The 18,716-nt window shown below is 35.7% G+C and carries 17 protein-coding genes and 2 pseudogenes; 13 read left to right on the forward strand and 6 right to left on the reverse strand.

Annotation, left to right across the window (positions count from 1 at the left end):
- The first annotated feature begins 226 nt into the window (after window positions 1-226).
- The 3 genes from AC5LWL_RS18850 to AC5LWL_RS18860 all read left to right on the forward strand — a co-directional run bounded on the left by AC5LWL_RS18850 (window position 227) and on the right by AC5LWL_RS18860 (window position 1,517).
- Window positions 227-1,045 carry a Cof-type HAD-IIB family hydrolase gene (locus tag AC5LWL_RS18850; protein WP_493435747.1) on the forward strand — a complete coding sequence of 273 codons (819 nt, stop codon included), beginning with the start codon at window positions 227-229 and terminating at the stop codon, window positions 1,043-1,045.
- A gap of 127 nt (window positions 1,046-1,172) precedes the next feature.
- On the forward strand, window positions 1,173-1,325 hold the full coding sequence (locus tag AC5LWL_RS18855) for a hypothetical protein (protein WP_445486649.1): 153 nt from the start codon (window positions 1,173-1,175) through the stop codon (window positions 1,323-1,325).
- Complete coding sequence (locus AC5LWL_RS18860) at window positions 1,326-1,517, forward strand: DUF3813 domain-containing protein (RefSeq protein ID WP_493435748.1); 192 nt, start codon at window positions 1,326-1,328, stop codon at window positions 1,515-1,517.
- 59 nt (window positions 1,518-1,576) lie between these two features.
- Here AC5LWL_RS18860 and AC5LWL_RS18865 read toward each other — a convergent pair whose 3' ends face one another.
- Together AC5LWL_RS18865 and AC5LWL_RS18870 are read right to left on the reverse strand one after the other, a co-directional pair.
- Window positions 1,577-2,311 (reverse strand): BsuPI-related putative proteinase inhibitor, encoded by a 735-nt coding sequence (locus AC5LWL_RS18865; protein WP_493435749.1) that lies wholly within the window; start codon window positions 2,309-2,311, stop codon window positions 1,577-1,579.
- Between the two features lie 13 nt (window positions 2,312-2,324).
- Window positions 2,325-3,149 carry a YitT family protein gene (locus AC5LWL_RS18870; RefSeq protein ID WP_493435750.1) on the reverse strand — a complete coding sequence of 275 codons (825 nt, stop codon included), beginning with the start codon at window positions 3,147-3,149 and terminating at the stop codon, window positions 2,325-2,327.
- A gap of 251 nt (window positions 3,150-3,400) precedes the next feature.
- Here AC5LWL_RS18870 and AC5LWL_RS18875 point away from each other — a divergent pair, with 251 nt between their 5' ends.
- Together AC5LWL_RS18875 and AC5LWL_RS18880 are read left to right on the forward strand one after the other, a co-directional pair.
- Window positions 3,401-4,261: a DegV family protein gene (locus AC5LWL_RS18875; protein WP_493435751.1), complete on the forward strand. Its 861-nt coding sequence runs from the start codon at window positions 3,401-3,403 to the stop codon at window positions 4,259-4,261.
- Window positions 4,262-4,439: 178 nt separating this feature from the next.
- Window positions 4,440-4,571, forward strand: coding sequence for a DUF3941 domain-containing protein (locus AC5LWL_RS18880; RefSeq protein ID WP_493435752.1), 132 nt, complete (start codon window positions 4,440-4,442; stop codon window positions 4,569-4,571).
- Between the two features lie 178 nt (window positions 4,572-4,749).
- On the opposite strand, the gene AC5LWL_RS18885 is transcribed toward AC5LWL_RS18880, so the two are convergent.
- From AC5LWL_RS18885 to AC5LWL_RS18895, 3 genes are all read right to left on the reverse strand, one after another.
- Window positions 4,750-5,619, reverse strand: coding sequence for a CvfB family protein (locus AC5LWL_RS18885; RefSeq protein ID WP_493435753.1), 870 nt, complete (start codon window positions 5,617-5,619; stop codon window positions 4,750-4,752).
- Between the two features lie 875 nt (window positions 5,620-6,494).
- Window positions 6,495-7,614, reverse strand: a protein-coding gene (locus tag AC5LWL_RS18890; RefSeq protein ID WP_493435754.1) for an IS3 family transposase whose coding sequence is annotated in 2 segments (ribosomal slippage) — window positions 6,495-7,344 and window positions 7,343-7,614 — 1,122 coding nt in all. Because the reading frame shifts where the segments join, the coding sequence is not laid out codon by codon here.
- Window positions 7,615-7,731: 117 nt separating this feature from the next.
- Window positions 7,732-8,613: a LysR family transcriptional regulator gene (locus AC5LWL_RS18895; RefSeq protein WP_493435755.1), complete on the reverse strand. Its 882-nt coding sequence runs from the start codon at window positions 8,611-8,613 to the stop codon at window positions 7,732-7,734.
- Between the two features lie 95 nt (window positions 8,614-8,708).
- On the opposite strand from AC5LWL_RS18895, the pseudogene AC5LWL_RS18900 reads away from it, so the two are divergent.
- The 4 genes and pseudogenes from AC5LWL_RS18900 to AC5LWL_RS18915 form a co-directional block, all read left to right on the forward strand.
- Window positions 8,709-10,370: pseudogene (locus AC5LWL_RS18900) on the forward strand (malolactic enzyme); the annotation flags it as partial.
- Window positions 10,371-10,516: 146 nt separating this feature from the next.
- A complete protein-coding gene (locus AC5LWL_RS18905; RefSeq protein ID WP_493435756.1) occupies window positions 10,517-10,717 on the forward strand; it encodes a hypothetical protein in 201 nt (66 codons plus the stop codon).
- A gap of 58 nt (window positions 10,718-10,775) precedes the next feature.
- Entirely contained in the window at window positions 10,776-12,083 is a 1,308-nt protein-coding gene (locus tag AC5LWL_RS18910; protein WP_493435757.1) for a 2-hydroxycarboxylate transporter family protein, read from the forward strand.
- Between the two features lie 1,089 nt (window positions 12,084-13,172).
- On the forward strand, window positions 13,173-13,616 hold the full coding sequence (locus AC5LWL_RS18915; RefSeq protein WP_493435758.1) for a YhfM domain-containing protein: 444 nt from the start codon (window positions 13,173-13,175) through the stop codon (window positions 13,614-13,616).
- A 62-nt stretch (window positions 13,617-13,678) separates the two neighbouring features.
- Here the strand turns inward: AC5LWL_RS18915 and AC5LWL_RS18920 are convergent.
- Window positions 13,679-13,814: pseudogene (locus AC5LWL_RS18920) on the reverse strand (IS1595 family transposase); the annotation flags it as partial.
- Window positions 13,815-14,197: 383 nt separating this feature from the next.
- On the opposite strand from AC5LWL_RS18920, the gene AC5LWL_RS18925 reads away from it, so the two are divergent.
- The 4 genes from AC5LWL_RS18925 (at window position 14,198) to AC5LWL_RS18940 (ending at window position 18,663) form a co-directional block, all read left to right on the forward strand.
- Window positions 14,198-14,689, forward strand: coding sequence for a YajQ family cyclic di-GMP-binding protein (locus AC5LWL_RS18925; protein ID WP_493435759.1), 492 nt, complete (start codon window positions 14,198-14,200; stop codon window positions 14,687-14,689).
- A gap of 233 nt (window positions 14,690-14,922) precedes the next feature.
- Entirely contained in the window at window positions 14,923-15,789 is an 867-nt protein-coding gene (locus tag AC5LWL_RS18930; protein ID WP_493435760.1) for an SDR family oxidoreductase, read from the forward strand.
- A 100-nt stretch (window positions 15,790-15,889) separates the two neighbouring features.
- Window positions 15,890-16,846 (forward strand): hypothetical protein, encoded by a 957-nt coding sequence (locus tag AC5LWL_RS18935; RefSeq protein WP_493435761.1) that lies wholly within the window; start codon window positions 15,890-15,892, stop codon window positions 16,844-16,846.
- Window positions 16,847-16,902: 56 nt separating this feature from the next.
- Window positions 16,903-18,663, forward strand: coding sequence for a glycoside hydrolase family 13 protein (locus AC5LWL_RS18940; RefSeq protein WP_493435762.1), 1,761 nt, complete (start codon window positions 16,903-16,905; stop codon window positions 18,661-18,663).
- Window positions 18,664-18,716 lie beyond the last annotated feature (53 nt).

Genomic DNA, 18,716 nt, shown 5'->3' on the forward strand with positions numbered 1-18,716 from the left:
TGTATATAATGGATAGTAAATTAAGTTTATCATGAAGTGATTTGTTTTTCTAAATATAACACTTTATAGAAAAAGCGGAAGCGTCTCTTCATTCCCAAAGAAAAATTTTCTCTAGGTTCAAAAAGGGTTTTTCAACTTGTAATGACAAGAGGCAATGCTCACAGGGGATAGACGCTGGTGCTGGACAATCTGTTTTACCATTTTAAACATACTAGAAGGAGAAACTATGACGGACAAACATCTAATAGCACTCGATCTTGATGGAACATTATTAAAAAATGATAAAACTATTTCTCCCTTAACAAAAAAGGTTATTCAAAAGGCACGGGAATCCGGACATATTGTGATGATTGCAACAGGGAGACCTTACCGTGCAAGTGAAGCTATTTATCATGAATTAACTTTAGATACTCCTATCGTTAACTTTAATGGTGCGTTTATTCATCATCCTAAAGACAGAAACTGGGGTTTTTACCATTCACCTTTGGATATGAAAACGGCAAAAAATATTGTGGAAGCATGCAGCGATTTTTCTTATCATAATATTGTCGCAGAAGTTATTGATGATGTATATTTTCATTATCATGATGAAAAGCTGCTTGACATTTTTTCATTAGGAAATCCGAAAACAACAACAGGTAATCTTCTTAATTATTTAGAAGCTGCTCCGACTTGTTTATTAATTCATACAGAAGAAGAACATGTAAAAAACATCCGGAATCATTTATCAGATGTGCATGCTGACTTAATTGACCACCGCCGCTGGGCCGATCCTTTTCATGTAATCGAGATTGTAAAAGCGGGTTTAAATAAAGCTGTTGGATTGAAAAAAGTTTCTGAGTTTTATCAGATTCCCCAACAAAATATTATTGCATTTGGTGACGAAGATAATGACTTTGAAATGATTGAGTATGCTGGAAAAGGAATTGCAATGGGAAATGGCATACAAGAACTAAAGTCTCTTGCTAGCGAAATTACATTAAGCAATGAAGAGGATGGCATAGCTGTTTATCTAAATGAAGCTTTGAATTTAAAAGCCATCTAACGGAAGTGGTTAACTTTACCTTCATTAATTCTGCCTCTCTTGTTCCATACTATAAGAGAAGCAGTGATGTATACAGTTAATACTGTAAGTGCTGTTTTAAGCCACTTTATATTTGGAGGGATTACCTATGGGAAAACGTAACAAATCAAAACGCTTTGTACAACAGGGTGTGGACTCCGTAACTAAGCATGCTGAACGTATCCCTTTTCACATGACCTATGCAGAAGCAGAAAGCTATAAAATGGCAAATGTGAAGGAATCTACTCATGGAGGAATATAAATGGGAAACAGATTATTTCAAGAAGCTAGAGAAGCTGTTGAATCTATAAAAGCCGCTCAAGGCCAAGATGTTAATGATTTATTGGCAAAAGCCAAAAATGCAATTAGTTCAGCATACGCCAATACAACAAGTGCTGAACAGCAACAATTAGCAGAGCTGCAGAAAGAACTTGAACAGTTAGAAATTCATTAAAAAAAACAGCTTCACTGCAGTCATTTCTGTAAGTGGAGCTGTTTTTTTTGCTACATGAATCAGGAAAAAAACTCTAATTCTACAGGAAATGGATCGGTATAATTTTCTGCTTCCTCAATTAAATATAAAATAAGCGTTCCATTTTTTGGAAGACTCTTCTCTGGAATCTTAAGCTGAATGGTAAACCTTCCATCTGCTTGTTTTTCAACAACTTGATTGGAAAGAAGTTCATTATGACCATCCTCCACTGTATAGAGCAGTTTATTTGGAGTTTTAGCTATGCCTGTGATGGTGTAATGGCCATGATTTCCATCCACTTTGATGTTTTTATACATAGTATTTTTCTCTGGAACAGTAATGGTAGCAACTGTCTTTATTTTCTCTTGTGGATTATCCAACTGTGTTGAAGCGAGTACAGCCTCTACTGTATAATCGCCTGCTTCCACTCTTTTTCCATTATTTTTATAATCCCATTTTTCTTTCCATCTATACGATTCATTCGGTTTTAGCGTCATATCCTGAATCGCCTGTAGAAAAGCTTTATTAAGCGAATATCTATACACTTCTTCTCCCATTTCAGATTTAATGGAAATTTCATATTTTTGGGAAGAGGAAAAGTGTAATTTTTTGGGCTGATTCCCCAGGTTGCTTAACTTTAATTGCAACTCCACTTCATCCGTTCTAGTTATGGCATGAATCGTAAATAGTAAGTTTGCATTTCTTTTTGCCTGTACCTCTTCTATAAAAACAAAACAGATAAAAAGAACAGTTAAGATAATAAAGATTCGCTTCACCAAAAACCCACCTTTATTCTTTTCTGAAAAAACCAAAAATCGCTGTTGTTTGTACAATATTCGTAAATGCTTGAGGATCTACTTCTTTAATCACTCTTTCTAAATCAAACAATTCATAACGGGTAATGACAATCATCATCATATCCCTTTCCTCATTGGAGAAAGCTCCTTTTGCTGGGATCATGGTAATACCCCTGACTAGTTTCTCATAGATAGCTACTTTTAATTCATCTGATTTTTTGGTAACAATCATTACTGTCAATTTTTGATGCCGTGTATGAATCGCATCTATCACCCTTGTTGCTGCATAAAGCGTCACTAAAGTATATAGAGCCTTCTCCCATCCATACAGATAGCCTGCAGTTAAAATAATAATGCTGTTTAATGTAAAAAAGTACGTGCCAACAGGTTTATCCTGCATCCGGGAAAGTATCATCGCTACAATATCCATCCCACCAGTTGAAGCACCTACTTTTAATGTAAAGCCAACACCTACTGCTGCAATGACGCCGCCAAAAACAGCATTTAATAATATATCATCTGCATATGCATTCACTGGTATGAGTTCAAGAAATAAGGACATAAATGCAACACTTAAAAAACTATAAAAAGTGAATGATTTTCCTACCTTTATCCATCCTAATATAGCAACTGGCAGATTTAATAGAAAAAGCAAGATCCCTGTTGACAATGGAGAAACACTGGCGATTAATTGAGCAACCCCGGCAAAACCACTAGCATATACATCAGCAGGAATTAAAAAACAATTCATAGCAATTGCATTCAACAACGCTCCAATAATAACAATACTTAATTTTTTGAATGGCAACCAATACATTTTTTATCCTCCAATTATAGTAATTTTTGCTATATTACTATTTCCTATTCATTGTTTTTTTACAAAAAAAAATATACACTACTTGTATGTATTCGCCTGTTTTTCACCATTCGAAACACAGCTTAAGCACATATACCAGCAATCAATATACCATAAATTTTATTATACGAATTCATTTTTTTAAAAAAATTTATGGAAGGATTTGTTCTTCGTCTCCACAATAAAAAAATGAGGAAAGAAGATGAATAAAAATGACTTATAAAATCATGGCTGACAGTGCTTGTGATTTGCCTTTAAGCTTTTATCAAGAAAATGATGTAACCCTTTTTCCATTAAAAGTTTTTCTTAATGAGGAAGAATATGAAGATTTAAGAACAATTGCACCGGCAACTGTTTATGATGCTATTCGCAATGGGCAAATCCCAAAAACATCACAAGTTTCACCAAATGCATTTAAGGAAGCCTTCACTTCAATGGCAGAAAAGAAGGAAAAGGGAATATATATCGCTTTTTCCTCTCAATTATCCGGTACATACCAAACAGCTGTTATGATCTATGAACAAGTGAAAGAGGAGTATCCAGATTTAGATTTAACTATTTTAGATAGTAAATGTGCCTCATTAGGATGTGGTTTAGTCGTTCAAGAAGCTGTTAAACTGCGGAAAATTGGCAAAGAAATCACCGAAATAACGCCAACTCTTCAAGCGTATTGCAATCATATGGAACACTTATTTACTGTAGAGGATTTGGACTATTTAGCTCAAGGAGGACGTGTTTCAAAAGCTTCTGCCTTTATCGGAGGTTTATTGCAAATCAAACCGCTTCTTCATGTAGAAGATGGAAAACTTGTTCCTTTAGAGAAAATCCGTGGAAAGAAAAAATTATTTCGACGAATGCTGGAATTAATGGAAGAAAGAGGCATGAACCTTTCCAGTCAAACGATTGCAATCAGTCATGCTGATGATGAAGAAACGGCAATTGAGTTAAAAAATATGATACAAGAAAAGTTTCAGCCTAATGATATTTATATTTCAGCCATTGGTGCTTCTGTCGGTTCTCACACCGGTGCAGGTACAATTGCTCTTTTCTTTTTAAATCAGGTAGAAGAATAACGACAACAGTATTTTCAGATTGAGTATTTGTCGATAACCTGGTACATATTCTTTTTGCTTTTGAATCATACTATTAGTGCGTATTCAAAAAGGAGGATAAACCGACTTTTTGAACAACCTCTATTATTGTTCCGTTTCTTTTTCAAGAATAAACTGAACTTAAGAAAGGAGCATTTTCATGCCACATACTTCTGATAATGATAAAAAAGCAAAAGACAACAATGCATTACGTCATGAAAAGAATATGATGAGAGAAAAAAATCGCAAAAAAGGTAAACATCAATACAGCAAACAAACAGATCATTTATAAGTTTGTGCTATAATCGATTACCCAACTGTACTCCCTCTGTGAAAATAAGGAGTGCAGTTTTTTACTTTTCGTCACTTTCGTATACAGTAGCCTTATTTAATTTAAAGGACGTTATAGAAAAAGTGGCATCAAAAGTTTATTTCCAACTTTTTGATGCCACTTTTTCTAATCATTAAAATCAATCTTTTTTCAAATAAGTCCAGCCTTCTTCTTGATAGACTTTCTTTTCTTTCATTAATTTGCCTAGTGCCCGCTTAAAGGAACCTTTGCTTATTCCAAAACGCTCTTGAATATCTTCTGGCATACTTTTATCACCATAAGGAATTGCGCCTTTTCTTAGTTCTAAATAAGCAAGAATCTTCTCAGCGTCCACATCTAATGCTTCTTCTTTTCTAGGCAATAAAGAAACATTCACTGTACCATCTTCCTTGACATCAATAATTCTTCCATTTACTTTTTCGCCAAGTCTTGGTTCTCTTCCTCGTTCTGTTTCATGAATAAACCCTTTAAATCCTTCTGCTGTGTAAATCCAGCTTCCAACCTTGGCTGTACGATAAATATAGCCGTGGATATTTTTATTGTAATCTTTTTTTCCTGCTTCTGTTGAAATGCTTTCTATCACTGGATCAGTTGCTACCTTTACATATAAGTAATTATTTCGGTTTACCTTTAAGGTAATATACAGCATATCACCAACCTCTGGCCATACTTCATCATGTACGGGAAGGTCATCTTCTCCAAGCAGCATATCTTTTTTTAAGCCAATATCGAAAAAGCAGCCAATTCCTGATTTGATATCTGTTACTTTCACCCAATCATATTTCCCAACTGCTATCGATGGAATAAATGTGCTAGAACATGCTCTTGCTTGTGAATCTGTATAAACAAACACACGAACATCATCGCCTATTTCCAACTCTTGATCTGTCTCACTAAAATGAAGCAGAATATCTTCTTCACCAGCTTCCACTTGTAAAAAATAGCCAAACGGTGCTTCTCTAACAACGGTCGCCATTACTTCTTGTCCTATATATTCTCTTAAAGACACATTATTGTCCTCCTTGATTAATCCATCTATTTTCTTATACATTATGCCCATGATTATGACAACTGCTATATTCTACTATAATGAGGCCTAATGCTCAACAAACTGTACAATAAGAGGAACTTAAAAAACATGCATATATCACTGTTTGGCTTGATTTTATTCATCAATTAGTTATGTAGAATAATTTATTTTGGGAGGTTTAGATTTTGTAGAATTTGGTCGTATAACGAGCAATAAACTAGCGATTGCATTTTCATTAGGTGAATAAAAGCACGCCAAACCTTTACTCCAGAATAAAAAAGTGGTGCAATGATATCAAAATGAAAAACCTAAGAAAAAATATTATTTGAAATAGGAATTGCAGCCGTCTTCCTTAACCAATATGTTCGGATTGATAAAAAGTGGCAATACGTATATGCATTTATTAATTTCTTCCATAAAAAAATAACGGTCATAGTTGCGGTTCTAACAATAAGGCACCGCTGGTTTATCACGCTTTTTTATCCACCAAGAAAGGTATAACTATCGTTAATAATCAAAAATACTATTTACTATATTAAAATCCAATAAAATGTGCATAAATAGAACTAATTGTTTCTTAATCCTAAAAAAATAAAAAAGTTACCTAATTCTTAAAATGCTTGTCTTACTAAGAAGAAAAACTTAATTCTATTAAACTTCCAAATAACAAACTAAGGTGGACCCCATTGTCAAGACACGGATTTTTAAAAGTTAAGGTGCACTAATCTTTAATTATGTGTCAATGTGAGCGTCGGGGTGCTCATGAAACATGGAATCATACGGGGGGAGTTTCTTGAGGAGAACATGCCAAAGGGGCAAAGATTCTCCTGAACATAGAAAGTGGAGGTAAGCCATTAAGAGCTAAAGTAGACGGAGGATGGTGTCTGATAGCCTAGTGACTGATGAAGTCTTGTATGGTTATAAAATTCAATGTACTGCTTTATGCCCGTTCTTGCTTCACGGGGGCTTGAGTATTCATTCAGATAAACTTCTTCGTATTTGATGGAGCGCCAGAAGCGTTCGGTTATAATATTATCAAGGGCCCGGCCCTTTCCATCCATACTAATTTTAATACTATTTGACTTTACTAGATCTGTATATTGAGGACTGGTAAAATGACTTCCTTGATCACTATTCAAAATCTGTGGGTGAGCTTGGGAAAATCCATGTTTCACAGCCTCTAGTACGAAATCAATCTCAAGCGTTTGGTCCAATTCCCAACTTACTATATAACGAGAGTACCAATCAATTAAGGCCACTAAATACATCCAGCCACGTTCTAATCGAATGTATGTTATATCAATGCCCCAGGCATGATTAGGATGGACAATCTGAAGCCCTCTAAGCAAATATGGATAGATCCTGTGTTGCATATTTCGTTTACTGAGATTTGGACCTGGATGAATCCCTTCAAGGCCCATCTCTCTCATATGGCGCTGTACAGCTTTTCGATTGATGAGCAGTCCATCTGCTTCTAAATGTTCCTTCATGCGACGGGAACCAAAGAATGGGTATTTCGTATAAAGTTCATCGATGCGATGTTTGATAATAAGATCCTCTGAGGAAGGTTCCACAGGCTTATAATACAGACTGGTTCTATTAAGATTTAATAGCTCAGCCTGGGTTTTGATAGGCAGTTCGGAATCCTCCCAATCTAACAGATCGAGCCTTTCTTTTCTAGTCTTTAATGCCAGATTTTTTTTTAAGCCACGACAGCTGCGTGGTAAGTTTGCCGACTTCGGCGTATAGGTTTTGAATCTGGTCTTCATAATCGGAAAGGAGTAGATCCTGTTTTTTGTTCTCTTTCGTAAACAACTGTGGCATTTGTTCTACCGCTGCCTTTTTCCATTGCCGCAATTGGTTCACATGGATCCCATGTTGGGAAGCAAGTTCGCTTAACGACTTCTCTTCCTTAAATATTTCTAGCACGATTTGAGATTTAAACTCTGGTGTATACCGATTTCTTCTTGTCATAAACCTACTTTAACATCTCCTTCTTTCGTGTCTAGATTTATGGGTCCATTATAAACTTGAAGAAATCTGCTGAGTAAGTCATCATTCAAATTCCCTCTCTTTTAGACCACTGCTGAATCAATAAGCATACTGACGTATTAACTCAATAATATGCTTCTGTTGAGGAGATTGAGTTGGTTTCTTTGTTTTAACAAGCGAAATCATAAATGATGGTTGTGGTTGGTCATCAATAGGCAGAGCAACCAAATCATCGTTTTTACTTATGGCAATTTCAGCCAAAAAACTAATACCTACTTGTTCTCTGATCATTCCCTTAAGAATATTTAAGTCACTATTCTGATAAATGACATTTGGAGTGAATTGTGCTTGTTGAGCAATTTTTTTAAATATATTTGGGTGGATATAGTGCTCATTAAATAATACAAATGCTTCGTTTTTCAGTTCAGAAAAAGAGATACTTTTTCTTTTGGCTAACCTATGATTAGGACTTACAACTATTTTAAAATTTTTTTCTACTAATAATTCACTATTCAACAGCTCATCACGGATAGGCTGCGTTGAACCTAGCATAGCCATGTCAAGTTTCCCCTTTTTCAATAGTCTAAAAAGATCCTGAGAGCCCCCATTTACGATATGAATGTTTTGCATTAAACCTTTTTCTATCAAATCAACAGAAATTTTCGGAAAATAATAGTTGCCAATGATAGGTGGTAATCCACATTCGAATTTCTCATCTTTCAAACGGTGGATTTCCGTTTGAGCAACATCAAGTTCCTCTATAATATTTTTTGCATGTGCAGATAAAATTCTGCCAGCTTCTGTAATCGTGAGAGAATGATGGGCTTGATTGCGTATGATCAATTTCGTATCAAGCTCTTCTTCCAGCCGCTTGATGGCATATGTAATGGTTGGCTGACTAACGTGAAAAGTCTTAGCAGCTTTAGTAAAATTACCTTCTTTCACTAACTGTTGAAAGTATTGTAAGTCTTTTAAATGCATAGTACCTCCTAGTGTCATATAAATAAAATTTATTATAACTCTTTATTTTGACTATAACAAATGAGCTTAGATAAACTAACACTCGTAATCAACAGAAGGAGGCATTATTTATGCAAGGAATAACAATTTTAAACAACCCATTTTTAAACAAAGGTACAGCATTTACGAAAGAGGAAAGAGAAAAATACGGTATTGTTGGCATGTTGCCTTCACAAGTACAAACATTAGAGCAACAAATAACTCAAGCGTATAGTCAATACCAAAGCAAACCATCTGATTTAGAAAAACGTATTTTTCTAATGAATTTATTTAATACAAACCGTACACTCTTTTATAAATTAATGGGTGAACATTTGGTTGAATTTATGCCAATTGTATATGATCCAGTCGTTGCAGACTCTATTGAACAGTACAATGAAATTTTTGTAAAACCTCAAGATGCAGCTTTTTTATCAATCGATGATCCAGAAAATATTAAAGCAAGCCTCAAAAATGCAGCAGCAGGTCGTGACATTCGCTTGATCGTCGTGACTGATGCTGAAGGTATTTTAGGGATGGGAGACTGGGGCGTAAATGGCGTTGATATAGCAATTGGTAAATTAATGGTTTACACAGCTGCTGCTGGTATCAATCCATCTCAAGTTTTACCAGTTTCAATTGATGCTGGTACTAACAACCAAGAACTATTGGATAACCCTTTATACTTAGGAAATCGTCACGAACGTGTCACAGGTGAACCTTATTATGACTTTATCGATAAATTTGTCAAAGCCTCTGAAGAGTTATTCCCTGAATTATTACTTCATTGGGAAGACTTTGGTCGTGGAAATGCTGCAACAATTTTAGAAAAATATGAAGATAAATTAACAACGTTTAATGATGATATCCAAGGTACAGGTATTGTTGTTTTAGCTGGTGTATTTGGTGCATTGAATATTTCAAACGAAGAATTAAAAGATCAAAAAATATTAACATATGGTGCTGGTACCGCTGGTGTTGGTATTGCAAATATCTTATTTGATGAAATGGTTCGTCAAGGATTATCAGAAGAAGAAGCACGCAAACGTTTCTACTTAGTGGATAAACAAGGCTTATTATTCGAAGATACGGAAGGTTTAACATCTGGTCAAAAATCATTTGTTCGTAAACGCAATGAATTCGCTAATGCAGCTGAGCTAACAAACTTAGAAGCAATTGTGAAAGAAGTTCATCCAACAATTATGATTGGTACTTCAACACAACCAGGCGCTTTTACAGAAGCAATTGTGAAAGAGATGGCTAGTCATACTGAACGACCAGTGATTTTTCCATTGTCAAATCCTACAAAATTGGCGGAGGCTACTGCTGAAGATCTAATTAAATGGACAGATGGTAAAGCGTTGGTAGGAACAGGCATTCCAGCTGCAGATGTTGAATACGAAGGAATTACTTACCAAATCGGTCAAGCAAACAATGCCTTAATGTATCCTGGTTTGGGCTTAGGTTTAATTGCTTCAACAGCTACACGAGTGAATAGTGAAGTCTTATCTCAAGCAAGCCGTGCACTTGGAGGAATTGTAGATACAACACAGCCAGGTGCTGCAGTATTACCACCAGTTTCAAAAATTACTGATTTCTCTCAAAAAATTGCAGAAATCGTTGGTCAAAGCATCTTAGATCAAAATTTAAACCGTGAGCCAATTTCAGAAATTAAAAAAGCAGTCGCTGATGCAAAATGGCTTCCTGAATATCGATCATTAGACCTTAAAGAAGATTAACAATAAATTAATCTTAAAACGGAAAGGCTTGTGATCTACCTATACCGTCATGAGACGGTATAGGTATTATCCTAATTTACTCTATCCTTATTATCAAAAATAGCGATGCTGTATGTGGTATTAAATTTTATATAGCAGGAGTGCAAATGTATAAAGATAAGGTATCACATGGAACACTCTCTGCTATAAAGACACGAGAATCAAAAAAGTATGCGTGGCAAGAGGAATTGCCACCTTGCAAGGAATTGTTAGCAAAAGATTATATACATTTATTGTTATCCTGTCCACCAAGCCTTGCAACAAGCAATAGGTGCAAAATGACTTTAATTATCGACATTTGTGTCTAAACCCACTTGGTTTAAGCTGGTAACCGTTTAGTTAGCAAAAAAGAAAGGACTAATTACGATGTCACAATCTAATTCAATTCAAATGAATAACGAGAAAAGTGGATTTTGGGCAACAAAAATTACTGGAATCAGTCTACCAGTATATTTAATCATGATTGCCATTCTAATTATTACAATTATGTTAGGGAAACTGCCAAATAACATGTTAGGAGCACTTGCGGTATTAGTATTTTTAGGTAATATATTTCATTTAATTGGAAATAAATTACCGATTATTAAAACCTATTTAGGTGGAGGAGCAGTTTTCTGTATTTTTGCTTCCGCCGCTATTGCCACTTATGGGATTCTACCTAAAGAAGCTGTTACAACAACCAAAAACTTTGTCTCCAGTATGGGTTTCCTTGATTTTTATATTGCTGCACTGATTACAGGAAGTATACTAGGAATGAACCGTAAGCTGCTAATGAAAGCTTCCATTCGTTTTCTTCCAGTAGCCCTTATATCAATGGTGTGTTCTTTCCTTGCAGTTGGTGTTGTAGGTACGTTGATTGGTAACGGCTTTAAAGATTCCGTTTTATATGTTTCATTACCTGCAATGGCTGGAGGGATTGGTGCTGGTGTTGTTCCATTGTCAGAAATATATGCACATGGATTAGGACAATCTTCAGCAGATATTATCTCTCGTCTAATTCCAGCGTCTACATTTGCAAATGTATTAGCGATTATTGGTGCTGCTCTAGTTGCTAGATCAGGAGAATCTTTCCCTAAATATAATGGCCGTGGTACATTGATGGAAATGGATCTTGGCGAAACAAAATCCAAAGAAGTCAAATTAGATATTATAAAAATGGGTATTGGCTTACTTGTATCCCTTTCATTTTTTATGTTAGGAGTTATAGGAAATTATTTTATTCCACAAATCCATTCTTATGCTTTTATGATAATTGTGGTCATGATTTGTAAACTCACTAATATTATTCCACATTATTATGAAGAGTGCGCGATTATGTTTAACCAATTAATTGTCAAGAACTTGACTACAGCGGTTTTAGCAGGTATAGGGATTGCGATGTTAGATTTAAACGTTTTAGTACAATCATTGACATGGCAATTCATCGTCTTGTGTTTAACAAGTATTTTAGCGATTTCAATCACATCAGGAATAACTGGTAAATTATTAGGTCTTTTCCCAGTTGAATCTATTATTACTGCTGGTTTATGTAATAATAGTATGGGAGGAACAGGAAATGTTGCTGTTTTATCCGCCGCAAATCGGATGGGACTTATTGCATTTGCTCAAATGGGAAATCGACTCGTTGGAGCGATTGTTCTAATTATTTCAGGATTCTTATTACAGCTTTTATAATTAGTTAGGAAGAATAATCTAGCATTTTTATTAAAAATCCGAGGTTGAGGCATAACTAAATAGATACTAGGTAATGACGAACATTCTCTAATTTAGTACGTAAATGGTTACTTCTCTATACTGGTTTTTATGTTTTTTAATCTAGTTAACTCAAACTTTGCAGTTATAAATTCTTCTTCATGTATTGCTATAATTTGGTTTAGAGCAATGAGAAAAGGATGATTGATTAATCTTGCAAACATTATTCCTTATAAACAGGGGCAAGATTCTCGTTTCAGGATGCTCGCTTTCCGTGGGGCGTGCGATGAGCCTCCTCGGCGCAAGCGCCTGCGGGGTCTCATCTAACCCGCTAATCCCACAGGAGTCTCGCACCTTACACTCCAATCAAGCCGTTTTGATTCAATAGTTGCTCGTTGAACTGGTGAAAACATCCATCTTATAGAAATAGACTAAAAGTGCACATTGTGGGAGAACAACGTTGATTAATAAAATAAAAAATCAACGCTACTAGTGTTTAGCAATCATACCTTGTCATGAAATTCGAAGGCAAGAACTTATTCTAAAACCCTGCAGGCCAAGGGCCGAAGCGGCTAAAGCCGATCCTCACGGAAAGCGAAGTGTATGCAGGCTGCGGGTGATTACCACAAACCTTCTTTTTTACATCAATAAAAAACCGAAACCATGATACGAAATATTTTTTACATCTTCGTATCATGGTTCGGGTTTATCTTCGGCTGGAATACTTTTGTCCCAGCTTCTTCCTACATTTCAATCATTTAGAGTAAAAAAAATATGGAAGTTGTTTTTGAACTCTCATTCTTCTAGCTTTAAATTTTCTATATTTATAATCCAAGTATGTGATTTTAATTGAAGGCTATTTATAATCCAAGTATGTGATTTTAATTGAAGGCTATTTATAATCCAAGTATGTGATTTTAATTGAAGGCTATTTATAATCCAAGTATGTGATTTTAATTGAAGGCTGTTTTCGTAAAGATTGTGGTTTTTAAATAGTTGTTTATTGAAACTTAGGTATTCGCTCGTCTAATTAGAATAATTTAATAAATCAAACTTTAGGAGGTGCTATATTTGAGAAAAACACTATTTATAGCGTTATCTTTTGCTTCTTTGTCTTTGGTTCTTTTGGGGTGCCAATCGAAAGACAATATCACTAATGAAACAACAAATAATCTTTCTGAAAATCTTTCAATAGACAGCAATTTTAAAAGCATCGCTATTTCAAAAGCAAAAGGTTTTGACGAAATTACCCTTGATGACAATGAATCCCTCAAATTTTTTCAAAACGTCTTTTCTAGTGCAGTAATAGAACCTGGTGAAGTAAATTTGTCAGACCCCGAATTTTATTTGGAAGTCATATATGACAAAGATAATAATCAAAGTTTGTATTTATGGGTAGGCGATGAAGGAGAAAGAAGTACATTTATGAAAACGGAAGACAACCATACCATTTACACGGTTTCAGAAGAGTTGACAGTTAAATTAATTGAATTAGTTGATTCACATTTTAATTAAGACTTCGTATGTGATCTTTTTTTACGCTCTTCTTATCATCTCAACCGTAATACTATTGGATTTTTGACACGCCCAGTTCCTGCTTTACGAGCAGAGCAATCACACTACCGTTTCGGTCTTGAGCTACCACAACAGCGATTCGAGATTAGAAATCCCTCTCTTTTTGTCTTTTTCTCCACGTTTCTTGGCTTTTCTATGCCATCATTTCGATGTATTTTACCCACTTCTCAGGGCAATGAGAACCTGAAAACGTTCATAAAATAAAAAAATAACTCCGATGAGCAACCTACATTTCCAAGAGGGAAAATACCTATAAAACAATTGCAGTCAAATAAGAAATACTCCCAGATAATTTATAATTTATAACGTATATGGTTATAGTTTTGAGGAACTAGAAAAGAATCTGTTGTAGCCTTTTTATAAGCAAAATGACTAGTTAAGGAAGCTTGTTTTATTCCCTTCTCAAAACTCTACTAGCACTATGCTTTATTAAACGGCTATATTTTACTATAATACAAACATAAAAGAAATGTGGTCCTTTTTACAAAATAGTAATTGGTTGACCTTACAGGAGGTAAATGATGGCAAAAGAAAGTTCATTTGATATTGTTTCAAAAGTAGATATGTCAGAAGTAACGAATGCAATCAGTATTGCGAAAAAGGAAATTCAGAATCGATATGATTTTAAAGGGAGCAAAAGCGATATCACACTAGATAAAGAAGAACTAGTGTTAGTCTCAGACGACGAATATAAATTAGAACAGCTTAAAGATGTATTAATTAGTAAAATGATCAAACGTTCCATTCCAATTAAAAATCTTGATTACAGTAAAGTAGAAGGTGCTTCTGGGGGAACTGTTCGTCAACGGGCAAAACTAGTACAAGGCATTGATAAAGACAACGCTAAGATTATTAATATGCTTATTAAAAATAGCGGATTAAAAGTGAAAAGCCAAGTGCAGGATGATCAAATTCGTGTTACTGCCAAAAGCCGTGACGACCTTCAGCAAGTTATCGCTGCTGTAAGAGAGTCAAAAATTACAGTAGATGTTCAATTTGTTAATTATCGTTAAGAAATATCTTTATTACTCTTCCATCTAATGAAGCTGGAAGAGTTTTTTATCTTTGCCTGCCTTTCTCTAAACCAACTTACCAACTTATGGAACTTCATAAGGAGGAATTTATAACTGCGAAGTTTGAGAAATTTATAAAAACCAATTAACCCCTCCTTATTTTTCCATGTTTAATTATTTTTTCTAGGGAAAAATAAAAGAATATGAACATACCTTTAAGGAGTGAATGAAGCATGAGCAGCAATAATCAAAATAAAAATTTCCCCCCACAACATCAAAATCAACAGCCAGGCATTCAAACGGAGATGAATCCTGTTCCTACAGATGTAAATCCAAATTATAAAGGTTCTGGAAAACTTCAAGGAAAAGTTGCTATTATAACAGGCGGCGATAGCGGAATTGGTCGCTCTGTCAGTATTTATTATGCAAAAGAAGGAGCAAATGTAGTAATTGTTTATTTAAATGAACATGATGATGCCCAAAAAACAAAAGAACTAGTCGAAGCTGAGGGTGTAAAATGTTTAGCTCTAGCTGGAGATGTTGGAGATGAAAACTTCTGTAAATCAGTTGTTGAAAAAACGGTTGCTGAATATGGCACAGTTAATATCTTAGTAAATAATGCAGCCGAACAACATCCACAGCAAAGTTTGCTGGATATTTCCGCAGAACAGCTGCAAAAAACATTCCAAACGAATATTTTTTCCCAGTTCTATTTATCCAAAGCAGCATTGCCCCATCTTAAATCAGGTGACAGCATCATTAATACAACATCTATTACAGCCTATAAAGGTAATGAAACATTGCTTGATTACTCTTCGACTAAAGGTGCAATAACAGCCTTTACTCGCTCTTTATCTCAATCACTTGCCAAACAAGGAATCCGTGTAAATGGTGTCGCTCCAGGACCGATTTGGACTCCTTTAATTCCATCTACATTTGATAGTCAGCAAGTAGAACAATTTGGTGCTAACACACCATTCGGACGTGCAGGACAACCAAATGAGCTTGCTCCGGCTTATGTTTATTTAGCAAGTGAAGATGCATCCTATGTAAGCGGTCAAGTCATTCACGTTAATGGCGGAACGGTCGTTAACGGGTAAATTTCACTAGGCTTTCTTTTAAACCGCCCTATTCCATCCACTTGGAATAGGGCGGTTTTCGTTTGTTTGCTTGGCAGCGTGGGAGAATTATCTTTATCTTATGTTTGCCGGATTATTGAGAGGAAAGCAGAATTTTTTTGAGAAACGCGGATTATCGGGTGAAGCGCGGATTTATCCGGAGAAACGCGGGATTATCCGGAGGAACGCGGATTTATCCGAAGAAACGCGGGATTATTCGGAGAAGCGCGGATTTATTCGGAGAAGCGCGGATTTATTCGGAGGAACGCGGAATTATTCCGAGAAGCGCGGGATTATTCGGAGGAACGCGGATTTATCCGAAGAAACGCGGGATTATTCGGAGAAGCGCGGATTTATTCGGAGAAACGCGGGATTATTCCGAGAAACGCGGAATTATCCGGAGAAGCGCGGAATTATTCCGAGAATCGCGGAATTATCCGGAGAAGCGCGGAATTATCAGGAGAAGCGCGGGATTATTCGGAGAAGCGCGGATTTATCCGAAGAAACGCGGGATTATTCGGAGGAACGCGGATTTATCGAGAGAAACGCGGAATTATCCGGAGAAGTGCGGAATTATTTGGAGAAACGCGGGATTATTCGGAGGAACGCGGATTTATCCGAAGAAACGCGGGATTATTCGGAGGAACGCGGAATTATTCCGAGAAACGCGGGATTATCCGAAGAAACGCGGAATTATCCGGAGGAACGCGGAATTATTCCGAGAAACGCGGAATTATCCGAAGAAACGCGGAATTATCCGAAGAAACGCGGGATTATCCGGAGAAACGCGGGATTATCCGGAGAAACGCGGAATTCTCTCCAGAAACGCGGGATTATTCGGAGAAACGCGGAATTCTCTCCAGAAACGCGGGATTATTCGGAGAAACGCGGAATTCTCTCCAGAAACGCGGGATTATTCGGAGAAACGCGGAATTCTCTCCAGAAATGCGGGATTATTCGGAGAAACGCGGAATTCTCTCCAGAAATGCGGATTTTTCCTTCTAATCCTATTAGACCATTTTTCTCTTTCTTCTTTTAAAACCTAGTGATTCTGGAAATGCTAGTGAAAAGTTTTTCTAGGGGAGAGAGATAAGAATGATCGATTTAGCCTCCATTTACCATAGAACAGTAGATAATTATTGTTATCTTCATAACGAAGAAACGCTTCATATTCGCATCCGAACAAAACAAGGGAATATATCAGAAATAGAATTATTATTTGGGGATCAATATGAGATAGTCGATTATAGATGGAAAACATTTCGCCAGCATATGAACAAAACTGGTACTGACGCATTATTTGATTATTGGCAGATTTCGATTAGAGCTGATCATAAGCGGATACGATATGGGTTCATTTTAAAAAATCATGATCAAGAAATAACTTTCACAGAAAAGGGTTTTTTTCCGTGTGTTCCAGAAGATGCTGGTTTATTCTTTTGCTTTCCATACATGCATAAAAAGGACCTATTTTCGCCTCCAACTTGGGTACAAAAAACGGTTTGGTATCAAATATTCCCAGAACGTTTTCGTAATGGCAATGCAGAATTAAACCCAGAACATACATTAGAATGGGGACAGGAAGAACCTAATTTAACCAATTTTTTTGGTGGAGATTTTCAAGGGATAATAGACTCACTTGATTATCTTCAAGATTTAGGAATTACCGGAATATATCTTACGCCTATTTTTGCAGCAAGATCCAATCATAAATATGATACGATTGATTACTTTACTATTGATCCGCAATTCGGGGATATTTCTCTTTTGCGTGGCCTTGTAGAAGAATGCCATAATAGAGGAATTAAAGTGATGCTTGATGCTGTTTTTAATCACTGCAGTGTTGAATTCCCGCCATTTCAAGATGTATTAAAAAAAGGAGAAAACTCTTTGTATAAAGACTGGTTTCATATAAAACAGTTTCCGTTAAAAGATGGAAATTCCGTGAATTATGAAACATTCGGTTTTTATGAATATATGCCTAAACTCAACACGGCAAATGAAGAAGTGAAACAATATTTATTAGAAGCAGCTTCTTATTGGATTACAGAATGCGATATTGATGGCTGGCGGTTGGACGTAGCCAATGAAATCGATCATTGTTTTTGGCGTGATTTCCGTCTAACAGTCAAAACAAAAAAGCCCGAACTTTTTATTTTAGGCGAGATTTGGCATGATTCTGCTCCCTGGCTTCGAGGAGATCAATTTGATTCGGTTATGAACTACCCATTTTTGAACAAATCCTTACAATTTTTTGCTTATGATATGATTGCTGCTCAGCAATTTACAGAAGATTTAACAGCTATTCTTCATTGCTATTCTGATAATATCAATCACATTTTATTTAATATTCTTGGCAGTCATGATACCCCTCGTGTACTAAACGAATGTCAGTATCGAAAAGAACGTGTCAGACTGCTGTTTACCTTTTTGTTAACCTTTCCAGGAACTCCTTGTATTTACTACGGAGATGAAATTGGTTTAGATGGAGGCAGTGATCCAGGATGCCGGAAATGCATGCCCTGGCAAGAAGAAAAGCAAGACCTTGAGTTAAAAAACTATATAAAAACATTAATCTCTATTCGTAAAGGAACACCATTATTAACAAGTTATGGTACTTTATATTTTCTACCAGCCGTGGAAAATTGCTTCGCTTATTATAAACAAAAAGACAATCAGATTGTATTAACTATTATAAATAAAAGTGACAACGACATGCATTATGTTCTGCCATTTTCTTTAAAAGGCAAAAAGATATCCCTACTGCTAAGCAAACAGGAATATGCAGCTGAATCCGAAAAACTAACTATTACGCTTGCTCCATATGAAAGCACTATTTTATCTTTTAGCATTTAATTTTTTAGCTAAATCTTCAGAAATAAGAATTATCAGAAAAATCCTCTTGTCTA

This window comes from Niallia sp. WK069_GA_01 (genome assembly GCF_983173855.1).

Coding starts and splice junctions, on each gene's coding strand:
- AC5LWL_RS18860 (WP_493435748.1), top strand. CDS start 1,326: ATGGGAAACAGATTATTTCAAGAAGCTAGAGAAGCTGTTGAATCTATA.
- AC5LWL_RS18875 (WP_493435751.1), top strand. CDS start 3,401: ATGACTTATAAAATCATGGCTGACAGTGCTTGTGATTTGCCTTTAAGC.
- AC5LWL_RS18925 (WP_493435759.1), top strand. CDS start 14,198: ATGGCAAAAGAAAGTTCATTTGATATTGTTTCAAAAGTAGATATGTCA.
- AC5LWL_RS18905 (WP_493435756.1), top strand. CDS start 10,517: ATGTATAAAGATAAGGTATCACATGGAACACTCTCTGCTATAAAGACA.
- AC5LWL_RS18895 (WP_493435755.1), bottom strand. CDS start 8,613: ATGCATTTAAAAGACTTACAATACTTTCAACAGTTAGTGAAAGAAGGT.
- AC5LWL_RS18855 (WP_445486649.1), top strand. CDS start 1,173: ATGGGAAAACGTAACAAATCAAAACGCTTTGTACAACAGGGTGTGGAC.
- AC5LWL_RS18940 (WP_493435762.1), top strand. CDS start 16,903: ATGATCGATTTAGCCTCCATTTACCATAGAACAGTAGATAATTATTGT.
- AC5LWL_RS18870 (WP_493435750.1), bottom strand. CDS start 3,149: ATGTATTGGTTGCCATTCAAAAAATTAAGTATTGTTATTATTGGAGCG.
- AC5LWL_RS18935 (WP_493435761.1), top strand. CDS start 15,890: ATGTTTGCCGGATTATTGAGAGGAAAGCAGAATTTTTTTGAGAAACGC.
- AC5LWL_RS18930 (WP_493435760.1), top strand. CDS start 14,923: ATGAGCAGCAATAATCAAAATAAAAATTTCCCCCCACAACATCAAAAT.
- AC5LWL_RS18850 (WP_493435747.1), top strand. CDS start 227: ATGACGGACAAACATCTAATAGCACTCGATCTTGATGGAACATTATTA.
- AC5LWL_RS18910 (WP_493435757.1), top strand. CDS start 10,776: ATGTCACAATCTAATTCAATTCAAATGAATAACGAGAAAAGTGGATTT.
- AC5LWL_RS18880 (WP_493435752.1), top strand. CDS start 4,440: ATGCCACATACTTCTGATAATGATAAAAAAGCAAAAGACAACAATGCA.